A 12,166-nucleotide genomic window follows, 5' to 3' on the forward strand; every position below is an offset into this window, starting at 1 on the left:
AGCGACATTTATCTTGCTGATACATTGGGCGAAATGGACCGATGGTATCGCGCATGCGGCATATGTTTTGTCGCAGGCTCCTTGGTGCCAAAAGGCGGACATACCCCCTACGAGCCCGCATTCTACAACTGTGCTTTGCTACATGGCCCGCATCTGGAAAATTTTACCGAACCTTATGCCGCACTGAAAACCCACGCGGGCGCGCGGCTCTGTGCCAACCAAAGCCAAATTGCAGAGGCATTGATCGACTTGCAAGATCACGAAGTCGCAGCCACATTGCGACAAGCGGCAAGCGCCGCACTGGAAAAAACAACTGATCTTGACGCGGCGTTAGACGCGCTCGCTCGACTGTCAAAGACTTGAGACGATGAAGAATACCAAAGTTGCCAAGAAAAAGTCGGCACCGCTCGTCAAATCCAAGAAAACAAGCAAGGAGCGTCTTGCGCCCGATACGCCTTTCGCCCCGATCAATATGCGTGGTGCCAAAAAAACTGGCCTTCGCACACAATTTGCAGCACTTTGTTATCGTTTGCGCAAAGGTAAGCCCGAGATACTGCTTGTCACCAGTCGCCGCACGCGGCGCTGGATTATTCCAAAAGGATGGCCTCAGGACGGGATGCTCCCGGCCCAAAGCGCAGCAATTGAAGCGCTTGAAGAAGCCGGTGTTGAGGGCAAAAGCTACGACGAAAGCCTTGGTGCATTTTCCTATACAAAACAACATGTTTCTGGGCGTTCCCTGCCCTGCGTCGCTTTGGTCTATCCACTCAAGGTGAAGACAATTCATGACAGTTACCGAGAAGTGAAACAGCGCAAGCGCAAGTGGTTTCGCTTGGCGCAAGCCGCACGCAAAGTCAGCGATCCAGAGCTGGCCTTTATCATTTCCAACTTTGACCCGGCAAATCTGACCAAACTATAACAGTTGTCGACTAACCCCTCTCAGACCGATACAGTTTCGACATGATTCAATACTCACTCAAATGTTCAAAAGATCACAAATTTGACAGCTGGTTCCAATCTGCGGCTGCCTTTGACAAGTTACAAAATGCGGGATTGGTCACTTGCGCAATCTGCGGCACGGTTGACGTCAAAAAAGTCTTGATGGCCCCTGCAGTTCGCCCCGCTAGAAAAAGCGCCGCAGGCAAACCCCAGCCAAACGAACCCCGGCCAGACGAACCCCGGCGCGGACCACTGTCAGCGCCAGCCAGCCCCGCAGAGCAGATGGTCGCCGAAATGCGCAAGCAGGTTGAAGCAAACAGCGAATACGTCGGGGCTGATTTCGCCAAGCGCGCACGCGCAATGCATGACGGCGATGCGCCAGAAAAGTCCATCTATGGCGAAGCCAAGATAGATGAAGCACGAAAATTGTTGGAAGATGGGGTCCCGGTTGTTCCGCTACCCTTCCGGCAAAGTGGGAAAGATAATTGATGCAAGTACTTTTGACGGGCGGCAATCGCGGCATTGGCGAACAGATGACATCCCAACTGCGCGCGCGCGGCGACACAGTTGTTGCGACCTCGCGTGATGGCAGCACGGGCGCTGCGTTGGATGTCACCGACAGGGCCCAGCTCACAGCGCTTGCTGACAGCTTTGAAGGCCCGCTTGATTTGCTGATCTGCAATGCGGGCGTCTATCTTGATAAGGGGCATTCGCTGGGAAACGGTTTTGATGCACAGCTTTGGGCAGATACCTTTGCAATCAACGTCACTGGCGTATTCCAGACGATTGAAGCACTGCTTCCTGCGTTGCGACTTAGCAAAGCCCCCAAAATCGCTGTGCTTTCTTCGCAAATGGGATCGGATGAGCGCGCTGGCGGCGGCGCTTATATCTACCGTGCTTCAAAAGCAGCGGTGCTTAATCTTACGCGGAATATGGCGATTGACCTAAAGCCCCAAGGCATCGCAATTGGGGCCTATCACCCCGGCTGGGTGCGCACGGATATGGGCGGTTCGAGTGCCGATATTGATGCGGCCACCTCTGCAGCGGGGCTGATTGCGCGCTTTGATTGTCTTGGGGGCGATCACACTGGTGTCTTTGAAAACTATGATGGGACAGTGATCCCGTTCTAACACAATACGCGCCGCGACGACACGCCTTCGCCCTTCCTCTTGCCCTTATGGGCTGCGCGACGTAAATGCTGCGCAACTTACCCTAACAAGGACGCGAGAATGCCCGTTCTGGTGATGAAATTCGGCGGCACTTCTGTCGCAAATCTGGACCGTATCAAACGCGCCGCCAAACGCGTGGGTGTGGAAGTTGCCAAAGGCTATGACGTGATCGTCATCGTCTCTGCCATGTCTGGCAAAACCAACGAGTTGGTCGGCTGGGTCGATGAAACCTCTCCCTTATATGACGCGCGCGAATATGATGCGATCGTCAGCTCTGGCGAGAATGTGACCGCAGGACTGATGGCCCTGACGCTGCAAGAAATGGACGTGCCCGCGCGTAGCTGGCAAGGATGGCAGGTGCCCGTTAAAACCACCTCTGCGCACTCTGCGGCACGGATTGAAGAGATCCCGACTGACAACCTGATGGCCAAGTTTGGCGAAGGCATGAAAGTTGCCGTCGTCGCAGGTTTTCAGGGCGTTAGTCCGGAGGGTCGCATCACGACATTAGGGCGCGGCGGGTCAGACACAACTGCCGTTGCCTTTGCGGCGGCCTTCGAGGCCGAACGCTGTGATATCTACACGGATGTGGACGGCGTCTACACCACCGATCCGCGCATCACCGACAAAGCCCGCAAGCTTGATAAGATCGCCTTTGAAGAAATGCTTGAACTGGCAAGCCTTGGCGCGAAAGTCTTGCAAACACGCTCTGTCGAGCTGGCCATGCGTTACAAAGTTAAACTACGCGTGCTCAGCTCATTTGAAGAACAATCAGACACCGCAGGCACGCTTGTCTGCGCTGAGGAGGAAATCATGGAATCAAATGTCGTCTCTGGCATCGCCTATAGCCGCGATGAAGCGAAAATGACCCTCGTCTCTGTGGCAGACCGTCCTGGTATCGCTGCCGCGATTTTTGGGCCGCTCTCGGACGCTGGCGTAAACGTAGATATGATAATCCAGAACATCGCCGAAGACGGCCGTACGGATATGACGTTTTCTTGCCCCACAGATCAGGTGAAGCGTGCAGAAAAAGCGATGGAAGATGCCAAAGCGGCAGGTGAAATCAACTACCATGACTTGATTGCAGACACCAACGTGGCCAAGATTTCCGCCGTTGGTATTGGCATGCGTAGCCAGTCCGGTGTCGCCGCGAAAATGTTCAAAACGCTCAGCGATGAAGGCATCAACATCAAGGTTATAGCGACGTCCGAGATCAAAATTTCTGTGCTTGTGGATCGCAAGTATATGGAATTGGCTGTTCAGGCGCTGCATGACGCGTTTGAGTTGGAAAAAGCGGCTTAATCAGCGTGAATTGATCTGCGATCCTTATCAGGATCGCACCGAAGCGAGGGGCCAGCCCCTCGCGCTCCCCGGGATATTTTTGGAGAGAGGAAAATCGCACAGATTTTAGGCAAACGCTTTGGTTTCTTGCTTATCGCCCTGTGCTCTTTGCTTTCTTCTCCCGCGATGAACGTGCATAACAGTTAGATAAGTAGGACAATGGCAGCGGCGTTTTGCGCTGGGGCTTTGTCCTTTGGGGGACTGGATAAGACTATGCAGCATGGACGGGAAAGCGAAAGTCGCAAGCTTCTGGGCCGTTTGCGCGATGCAATGGCCAAGGATGGTGACGGGCAACAGCGCCTTGATGAAATCACCAATCTGATTGCCTCCTCCATGCAAACCGAAGTTTGCTCGATCTATCTGTTTCGCGATGCAGAGACGCTGGAACTATGCGCATCGCAAGGCTTGAATGCAGAGGCGGTTCACCAAACCCGCATGCGCCTTGGCGAAGGTCTGGTTGGCCGCGTCGCCAAGACATCCAAAACGATAAACACTGCTGACGCCCCTTCCGAAAAAGGCTTCCGCTTTATGCCCGAAACCGGCGAGGAAATTTACTCGTCCTTTCTCGGCATTCCCATTCAGCGGCTTGGTGAAAAGCTAGGCGTTCTGGTTGTTCAATCCAAAGCATCGCGTTTGTTTTCTGCCGATGAGCTTTACGCACTTGAAGTCGTTGCAATGGTGCTGGCCGAAATGACCGAACTTGGTGCCTTCCTTGGTGAAGGCGAAGCCCTTTCTGCGCGCCATCAGCAACCCGTTCTGCTACGCGGCACCACGGGGCAGGAAGGCGCGGCGGTCGGGCATGTTTGGCTGCACGAACCGCGCGTTGTTGTCACCAATGTTATTGCTGAAGATCCCGCCAAAGAGGCCGTTCGATTAAGCGAAGCTGTTGATACACTGCGCATTAGCGTCGACAAACTTCTTTCCGGGGCCAAAGGCGGCGACGGCGAGCAGCTGCAAGTTCTTGAAGCCTACCGCATGTTTGCCAATTCCAAAGGCTGGATGCGCCGCATGCAGGAGGATATCTCCAACGGCCTTACCGCCGAGGCGGCCGTGGAAAAAGAGCAAACCCTCGCGCGCACACGCATCGGGCAGGTTAGCGATGCATATATGCGCGAGCGCTTGCACGACCTTGATGATCTTTCCAACCGCTTGCTGCGCATTCTTACGGGACAAGGCAGCGTCACGGGGGCAGAATTGCCGGCTGATCCTGTTCTGATTGCCCGCAACATTGGCCCCGGCGAGCTGCTTGAGTATGGGCGCTCCTTGAAGGCAATCGTGCTTGAAGAAGGTTCTGTCGGCTCGCACGCAGCAATTGTCGCGCGTGCACTGGCAATCCCGCTTGTCATCCACGCCGAGGCGATCACCCGCGAAGCACTAAACGGCGATCACATCATGGTGGACGGCGATCAAGGCATCGTCCATTTGCGTCCCGATGACACGGTCAGCGCAGCCTTTCGCGACAAAATGGCGATGCAGGCCAATGCGCAGGAACGCTACACCGAAATCCGCGACAAGCCAGCAACGACGAGCTGCGGCACAACGATTTCGCTATGCATGAATGCGGGCCTGATGGCCGACCTTCCCTCGCTTGAGAATTCGGGCGCAGATGGCGTCGGCCTGTTCCGTACAGAGCTGCAATTCCTCGTGCGCAACCAGATGCCCAAACGCTCTGAACTAAGCGCGCTTTATAGCCGCGTTTTGGACGCGGCAAGCGACAAGCGCGTCGTGTTTCGCACGCTTGATATCGGCTCTGACAAAGTCCTGACCTATATGAAACCAAATGACGAGCCGAACCCCGCCTTGGGTTGGCGCGCGATCCGGGTTGGTCTGGACAAGCCCGGTGTCATGCGGATGCAGTTGCAGGCGCTTCTACGTGCAGCCGCTGGACGCAAGCTGTCTGTTATGTTTCCTTTTGTTGCCCAGTATAGCGAATACGTCGCAGCCAAGGCTGAAATGGATAAGGCTATGGAGCGCGAGCGCCGCTTGGGTCATCCCTTGCCAGAAACGCTTGAGATTGGTGCGATGTTGGAAACGCCATCATTAGCTTTCGCACCGCAGGCGTTCTTTGACGAGGTCGAGTTCCTGTCGATCGGGGGCAACGATTTGAAACAGTTCTTCTTTGCGGCTGATCGCGAAAACGAACGTGTTCGTAGGCGCTATGACACGCTGTCGATTCCATTTCTAAGCTTCCTGCAAGGGATCATCACACGCTGCGAAATATCGAACACGCCGCTGTCTTTCTGCGGTGAAGATGCTGGACGGCCTGTAGAAGCCGCCTGTTTTGCAGCTATCGGACTAAAGACACTCTCGATGCGCCCTGCTTCAATCGGCCCTGTAAAGCATCTGCTCAGACGCGTTGATCTGGGGGAAGTGCGCAAGATTATTGAGGATTGTCATGCAAATGGCACCCACTCGGTGCGTAAGCCCGTAATGGATTATCTCAAGACTGTTTGACCGCTTTCGAGAGCTGCAAAACCAGGGTTGGACGATCAACGCCGTATTTGGTACCTGCGCGCATCAAGGCAAAGTGGACATGCGCCATTTCCTGATAATAGCTGGTATATGCATAATTCGTCGCTGCCCCCGCAACCGCGCCAATTACGGGAACGGCCTGCGCTGCCAGCTTTTGACCAAGCGCGGCACTTAAACGGGGTGCAATGCGCGCAATGATACCTTGCACCGTCGTGCCAGTCAGCGTGACGCGCGCGCTCAGGAATCCCATGTCCGCACCATCATCCGCTGCAAGCGGTCCAGCGGCGGCAAAGACCTGAAGGCATTCTGCCTGTATCTCCGGTTGGGTTGGATCGAACCCGTATTCGACAGCGATGCCCTGAATTGCGCGCAGCAATACGGTTGTTGTGACGGGCAACTCTGCCAATGCCGTTGGCAAGCCACCTGCCCCGCCAACAGCCCCCATCGCCGTCGCAGCGACCGTGTTAAGCCACGTGCTTTGATCCGGCACAACACCGCGGGAACGCGTCGCGGCGCGCAGTGCTGCCTCTAGCGCTTTTTGCGTGGCATCTTCCAGGCGCTCTTTCACAACGTCTGGCAAGCGCTCTAGAAGGTTTTCTGCCTGCCCCCCGACAAGGTTTAGTACTTGAATGCCAACGCCCCCCGCTTTGCGATAGCGTTTGGCGATCAAGGCGATGTCTTGTTCAAGATTTTCCGGGGTGTGAACGATATCCATCATCTATAAATCGGGGCTAAAGTCCTGAGTTTCAAGCACTACGCGTAACATTACCCGTGACATCGCGCCATGCATCAGAGCGCAGCGACAGCCCAAGAACCCGCGCGGGGTTGGTTGGCGGCGGCATGAAGACACCATCCAGTCGCGCAAAACCGAATTTGGAATAGTACGGTTCATCGCCGACAAGCAGAACCCGTTCCCAGCCGCTTTCGGCAGCGCGCGCCAGGCTATCGCGAACCAAAGCGCCGCCTAAACCTTCACCTTGCCGCGTCGGGTGTACGGCAACAGGCCCCAACAGCAAGGTTGGTGTTCCTCCGACAAGCACCGGCCAATAACGAATTGCACCTGATAATATCCCATCCCCGTCGCGCGCAACGCAGCTAAGCGTGCCAACAGGGGCAATGCCATCGCGCAAACGATAGGATGACAACGCTTCGCGACCAGGCGCAAAGCACAGATCATAGAGGGCTTCGACCTCCCACCAGTCCTCAGATGTTTCGCGTTTTAGCTCGTACACGATGCCGCCCCACTGAATTCGCCCGACATTTTGGCTGGCATCGCGCCTAACATGGCGTTAGCGATTGGGCAAACAAGGAGTGCAAAAGATGTTCTATCGCCCGGAAGTCGGCCACGGCCTGCCACATAACCCGTTCAACGCTATTGTGACGCCCCGCCCGATTGGCTGGATATCAACGCGCGATGCAAACGGGCACGACAATCTTGCGCCCTACAGCTTTTTCAACGCCGTCGCCTATGTGCCGCCGCAAGTGATGTTCGCATCGACAGGCACCAAAGAGGATCGCAACGGCACGAAAGACAGCGTATCGGTGATCCGCGAAACGGGTGTTTTCTGCATCAACATCGTCTCGGCGGCGCTGCAAGATGCAATGAACATTTCTAGTGCCACATTCGCTGCGAACGTCGATGAGTTTGAACGCGCAGGGCTGGAAAAGGGCGAATGCGAAAGCATCAATGCCCCAAGGGTTGCCGCCGCCCCGGCGTCGCTGGAATGCAAGCTGACACAGATTATCACACTGGAAGGCGAGGCTAATTTTCTGGTTCTGGGTGAAGTAACAGGCGTGCATATGCGCGACGAGCATATCAAAGACGGGCGCTTTGATATCTCTACATTCAAACCCCTGGCGCGGCTTGGCTATCGTGACTATTCAATTGTCGAGAATGTTTTCGAACTTAGCCGCCCTGACGATTAATCCGGGTGTTTGGCGGGCGCGTTGAAAACCACGCGCCCGACCTTTATCAGTGATCGCCTAAAATACCTGTGCGCACCTGGTAATCAACTGCGATTTCGTAATCAGGATCGTCATCGCTATCGATCATCAAATGACCTGCTTGTTTTAAAAGCTTGTGACAATCGCGGCTAAGGTGACGCAATTGAATGCGCTTGCCTGCATCTTTGTATTTGCCTGCGACCGCTTCAATCGCTTGTAGTGCAGATTGGTCGACGACGCGGCTTTGAGCAAAATCAACGATTACTTCGGCTGGATCGCTCTCGACTTTGAACAACTCGATGAAACCATCGCTGGAGCCAAAGAACAGCGGTCCCTGGATTTCATAGACCTTTGCCCCTTCGGCGCTTGTTGAAAGACGCTCGATCGCGTGAATGCGGCGCGCGTTGTTCCATGCATAGGCCAGCGCAGAGACGATAACGCCGACAACAACCGCAACTGCGAGGTCAGAGTAAACGGTGACCACCGTAACAAGGACAATCACAAACGCATCCATCAGCGGCACACGGCGCAAGATAAGCAGGGAGTTCCAGGCGAACGTACCGATCACCACCATGAACATTACACCAACCAGCGCCGCCAGTGGGATAAGTTCGATAATCGAAGAACCAGCCACGATAAACAGCAAAAGGAAAACAGCCGCTGCAATGCCCGCAATGCGCGTGCGCCCACCTGACTTCACGTTGATCATCGACTGACCAATCATCGCGCAGCCCCCCATGCCACCGAAGAAACCCGTGACAGTGTTGGCGATGCCCTGCGCGATGCATTCTTGCGACGCACCCCCGCGTTTGCCCGTCATTTCACCGACAAGGTTCAATGTCAGAAGACTTTCAATCAGGCCAATCGCCGCGAGAATAACTGCGTAAGGCAGAATAATCTGGAACGTTTCCCAAGTTAGCGGAACGGTGGGAATATGCAGGCTTGGCAAGCCGCCCTGGATAGAGGCCAGATCACCGACACGGGGCACATCAAGTCCAAAGGCAATAACCACCGCTGCGACGATACCGATACCGGCAAGCGGCGCAGGGATGAATTTGGTGATACGCGGCATGACCCAGATAATCGCCATTGTGCAGGCCACTAACGCAAGCATCAAAAAGAGCGGCCCACCTGAAAGCCATTCACCGCCAGACATGCCATGCCCTGTATTCACTACCGTACCCGGCACTTTGAACTGCGTGAGCTGAGCAAGGAAAATCACAATCGCAAGCCCGTTCACAAAGCCAAGCATCACAGGATGCGGCACAAGGCGGATAAACTTACCCCAATGCATCGCCCCTGCGAAAATCTGCAAAAGCCCCATCAAAACGACGGTCGCAAACAGATATTCAACGCCGTGCTGTGCAACCAGCGCCACCATCACAACCGCCAAAGCGCCCGTTGCGCCCGAAATCATCCCCGGACGACCACCAATCAGCGCTGTGATTAAACCCACCAGGAAAGCCGCATAAAGCCCAACAAGCGGGTGAACGCCCGCGACAAATGCAAAGGCGACCGCTTCGGGCACCAAGGCCAGCGCAACAGTTAGCCCAGAGAGCAACTCGATGCGCAAACGCCCGATGGAAACGCCCTCATCAGGCATCCACCGCAAATCTGGTGGCGTGATGTGATTGGCGAATGCACCGAGAATAGCTCGTTTCATGGAATAACCTGTCTAACGGGGATTGATTTGTTAGCGCTGCCTAACGCAAAGCCTAAGCAAAGAACACCCTTGCTTGCACGGCAATTTGATGTGCCTTGGAAAATGTCGCATTTTCTTTACGTGCCAGCCCCGTTAGCCTGCAAACAAAATTCGATAGCGCAAGGCGAAACAGATGAGCGACACCATGATTGCCGTGATCGGCGGCTCCGGGATTTACGATATTGAGGGGCTTGAAGGGGCTAAATGGCAGGCGGTTGAAACGCCTTGGGGTGATCCGTCAGATGAAATTCTGACGGGCAGTCTTGATGGCGTCAAAATGGCGTTCCTGCCGCGCCACGGGCGCGGGCATGTGCATTCGCCGACGACGGTTCCCTACCGCGCGAATATTGACGCGCTCAAGCGGGTTGGCGTGACCGATGTGATCTCTGTCTCTGCCTGTGGCTCGTTTCGCGAAGAAATGGCACCGGGCGATTTCGTTATTGTCGATCAATTCATTGACCGCACGTTTGCGCGCGAAAAAAGCTTCTTCGGGACGGGCTGCGTCGCTCATGTCAGCGTAGCCCATCCCACCTGCCCTCGTCTGTCTGAAGCCTGTCACACGGCAGCCAAAGATGCAGGGATTAACGTCCACATGGGCGGCACCTATCTGGCGATGGAAGGACCGCAGTTCTCTACGCTCGCCGAGAGCAAGATGTACCGCGAGAGTTGGGGGGCGGATGTCATCGGCATGACCAATATGCCTGAGGCCAAACTCGCCCGCGAGGCAGAGCTTTGCTACGCCTCCGTTGCAATGATTACCGATTACGACAGCTGGCACCCGGATCACGGCGAGGTCGATGTGACCGCGATCATTGCAACCCTTATGGGCAACTCTGACAAAGGTCGTGACTTGGTCAAACGCCTGCCGGCCCTGCTCGGGAGCGCCCGCGAAGATTGCGCCCATGGCTGTGACAAGGCGTTGGAGTTTGCCATAATGACGGCCCCGGAAAAGCGTGATCCTGCCTTGCTGGCCAAGCTGGATGCGGTTGCTGGCAGGGTTTTGGGCTAATGGATCTCTCGCTTTGGCTCGCCTTCGTTGCAGCCTCCACTGCATTATTGCTCATCCCCGGGCCAACGATCTTGCTGGTATTGAGTTACGCGCTCACGCAGGGGCGCAAGGTGGCAATTGCAACCGCCTCTGGCGTTGCGCTTGGTGATTTGATCGCGATGAGCGCCTCGCTCGTCGGGCTTGGCGCACTCATTGCGACCTCCGCGCTGGCCTTCAGCATCGTGAAATGGGCAGGCGCTGTGTATTTGATCTACCTTGGCATCAAAATGTTCAGAAACGCCCCGAAGCAAGGCGCTGGTTTGGTCCATACAGATGCAACAGCAAGCCCGCGCCATGTTTTCTGGCACTCAGCAATTGTTACGGCTTTGAACCCGAAAAGCATTGGATTTTTCATTGCCTTTGTGCCCCAATTCATCGCGGTAGAAACCGCCTATGCACCGCAAGCAGCAATCCTGATCGCAACTTTCGTCGGGCTTGCCGCGCTAAATGCTTTTGCCTACGCGCTTTTGGCCGATGTGATGCGTGCGCAGATTTCGCGTCCCGCGATTATACGCCGCCTGACCCAAGCAGGCGGTCTAACCCTTATCTGTATGGGCGCTGCGACGGCGGCGTTGCGGCGGGCATGATCTGGCGCGCTTGCTTGATGGTGCTGGCACTTTCTACAAATGCAAGCGCGCAAGAATACCTGAACACGCAAACAGAGCTAAGTGATAACGATTTCTATCGTCTGGTGTCTTGCGCCGCCCCGCCCAAAGGCGAGTGTGCAAAACCCATTGTGAAATGGTCCAAGCCGAAGCTAACCATCGGGATCACACGCATGGACCCAGTCTATTTGGGCGGCAAAAAGAAACGCGCAGAGGCGGCCCTTGCTCGGGCAATCCAAGCGATAAACTCGGCTGGCAGCGCGATACGCCTTGAGCGGAGCGACGACGATCCGGATATTCCAATTCTTTTTATCGACATGCCCGCACGTTCACAGATCGAAAACTCTGGCTACGCCGCGTTGGATGGCACGCCGATATCTGCCGCGGGTGTCAGGGTCTTCACCAAGGACGGTGTAATCTTGAAATCCGTCATCCTATTCACGCTGGGCCTGCAAATGCGCGCCTATGAAAGTGCGATGCTCGAAGAGATCATCCAAGGGCTTGGCCTTCTGACAGACATAGGCGGCAAATATTACGAAACGCGCTCGATCTTCTCTCAATCAAGCAATTCGCGCACCAAACTGGGCGAACAGGACATCATGGCACTTGGCCGACACTATCCAGCGCGCTAGGTATGCGCCAACGCAAAAGGATCATGCCCATGAAAACCGTAAAAGACTACATTCGCACAATTCCCGATTTTCCCCATGAAGGGATTATGTTTCGCGATGTGACGACGCTTTTCGCTGATCCACGCGGTTTTCGCATGGCAATCGATCAGCTTTTACACCCCTATGTTGGTGTGAAAATCGACAAGGTTGTGGGCTTGGAGGCGCGCGGCTTCATCCTTGGCGGCGCGATTGCGCACCAGCTGAGCATCGGGTTTGTCCCAGTGCGTAAAGCCGGCAAATTGCCGGGCAAAGTTATTTCGCAGGACTACTCGCTGGAATAT

The 12,166-nt window shown here is 55.3% G+C and carries 14 protein-coding genes; 11 read left to right on the top strand and 3 right to left on the bottom strand.

Annotated features, from left to right (window positions below):
- The 6 genes from WBC85_RS02590 to ptsP form a co-directional block, all read left to right on the top strand.
- On the top strand, positions 1 to 363 hold a 363-nt coding region (locus WBC85_RS02590), incomplete at its 5' end, for a 3-deoxy-D-manno-octulosonic acid transferase (RefSeq protein ID WP_424433118.1).
- A 4-nt stretch (positions 364 to 367) separates the two neighbouring features.
- Positions 368 to 916 carry an NUDIX hydrolase gene (locus WBC85_RS02595; protein ID WP_424433119.1) on the top strand — a complete coding sequence of 183 codons (549 nt, stop codon included), beginning with the start codon at positions 368 to 370 and terminating at the stop codon, positions 914 to 916.
- Between the two features lie 41 nt (positions 917 to 957).
- The gene (locus WBC85_RS02600) at positions 958 to 1,425 is read left to right on the top strand and encodes a DUF1178 family protein (RefSeq protein WP_424433120.1); all 468 of its coding nucleotides are present in this window, start codon (positions 958 to 960) and stop codon (positions 1,423 to 1,425) included.
- Complete coding sequence (locus WBC85_RS02605) at positions 1,425 to 2,066, top strand: SDR family NAD(P)-dependent oxidoreductase (protein WP_424433121.1); 642 nt, start codon at positions 1,425 to 1,427, stop codon at positions 2,064 to 2,066. Before WBC85_RS02600 ends, WBC85_RS02605 begins: the two co-directional genes overlap by 1 nt.
- A 99-nt stretch (positions 2,067 to 2,165) precedes the next feature.
- On the top strand, positions 2,166 to 3,404 hold the full coding sequence (locus WBC85_RS02610) for an aspartate kinase (RefSeq protein ID WP_424433122.1): 1,239 nt from the start codon (positions 2,166 to 2,168) through the stop codon (positions 3,402 to 3,404).
- A gap of 252 nt (positions 3,405 to 3,656) precedes the next feature.
- Complete coding sequence (gene ptsP, locus WBC85_RS02615; RefSeq protein WP_424433123.1) at positions 3,657 to 5,897, top strand: phosphoenolpyruvate--protein phosphotransferase; 2,241 nt, start codon at positions 3,657 to 3,659, stop codon at positions 5,895 to 5,897.
- Here the strand turns inward: ptsP and WBC85_RS02620 are convergent.
- Together WBC85_RS02620 and WBC85_RS02625 are read right to left on the bottom strand one after the other, a co-directional pair.
- Entirely contained in the window at positions 5,884 to 6,630 is a 747-nt protein-coding gene (locus tag WBC85_RS02620) for an EcsC family protein (protein ID WP_424433131.1), read from the bottom strand. The genes ptsP and WBC85_RS02620 overlap by 14 nt on opposite strands.
- A gap of 31 nt (positions 6,631 to 6,661) precedes the next feature.
- Positions 6,662 to 7,147: a GNAT family N-acetyltransferase gene (locus tag WBC85_RS02625; RefSeq protein ID WP_424433124.1), complete on the bottom strand. Its 486-nt coding sequence runs from the start codon at positions 7,145 to 7,147 to the stop codon at positions 6,662 to 6,664.
- A gap of 88 nt (positions 7,148 to 7,235) precedes the next feature.
- Here WBC85_RS02625 and WBC85_RS02630 point away from each other — a divergent pair, with 88 nt between their 5' ends.
- A complete protein-coding gene (locus WBC85_RS02630; RefSeq protein ID WP_424433125.1) occupies positions 7,236 to 7,841 on the top strand; it encodes a flavin reductase family protein in 606 nt (201 codons plus the stop codon).
- Positions 7,842 to 7,887: 46 nt separating this feature from the next.
- On the opposite strand, the gene WBC85_RS02635 is transcribed toward WBC85_RS02630, so the two are convergent.
- On the bottom strand, positions 7,888 to 9,522 hold the full coding sequence (locus WBC85_RS02635) for a SulP family inorganic anion transporter (RefSeq protein ID WP_424433126.1): 1,635 nt from the start codon (positions 9,520 to 9,522) through the stop codon (positions 7,888 to 7,890).
- 172 nt (positions 9,523 to 9,694) lie between these two features.
- Here WBC85_RS02635 and WBC85_RS02640 point away from each other — a divergent pair, with 172 nt between their 5' ends.
- From WBC85_RS02640 to WBC85_RS02655, 4 genes are all read left to right on the top strand, one after another.
- Entirely contained in the window at positions 9,695 to 10,570 is an 876-nt protein-coding gene (locus WBC85_RS02640; RefSeq protein WP_424433127.1) for an S-methyl-5'-thioadenosine phosphorylase, read from the top strand.
- The gene (locus WBC85_RS02645; RefSeq protein ID WP_424433128.1) at positions 10,570 to 11,196 is read left to right on the top strand and encodes a LysE family translocator; all 627 of its coding nucleotides are present in this window, start codon (positions 10,570 to 10,572) and stop codon (positions 11,194 to 11,196) included. Before WBC85_RS02640 ends, WBC85_RS02645 begins: the two co-directional genes overlap by 1 nt.
- The gene (locus WBC85_RS02650; protein ID WP_424433129.1) at positions 11,193 to 11,846 is read left to right on the top strand and encodes a hypothetical protein; all 654 of its coding nucleotides are present in this window, start codon (positions 11,193 to 11,195) and stop codon (positions 11,844 to 11,846) included. The genes WBC85_RS02645 and WBC85_RS02650 overlap by 4 nt, the downstream gene beginning before the upstream one ends.
- Positions 11,847 to 11,875: 29 nt before the next feature.
- Positions 11,876 to 12,166: adenine phosphoribosyltransferase (locus WBC85_RS02655; protein ID WP_424433130.1), on the top strand; the 291-nt coding region annotated here is incomplete at its 3' end.

It is taken from the genome of Planktotalea sp., assembly GCF_049680325.1.
Classification (GTDB): Bacteria; Pseudomonadota; Alphaproteobacteria; order Rhodobacterales; family Rhodobacteraceae; genus Planktotalea.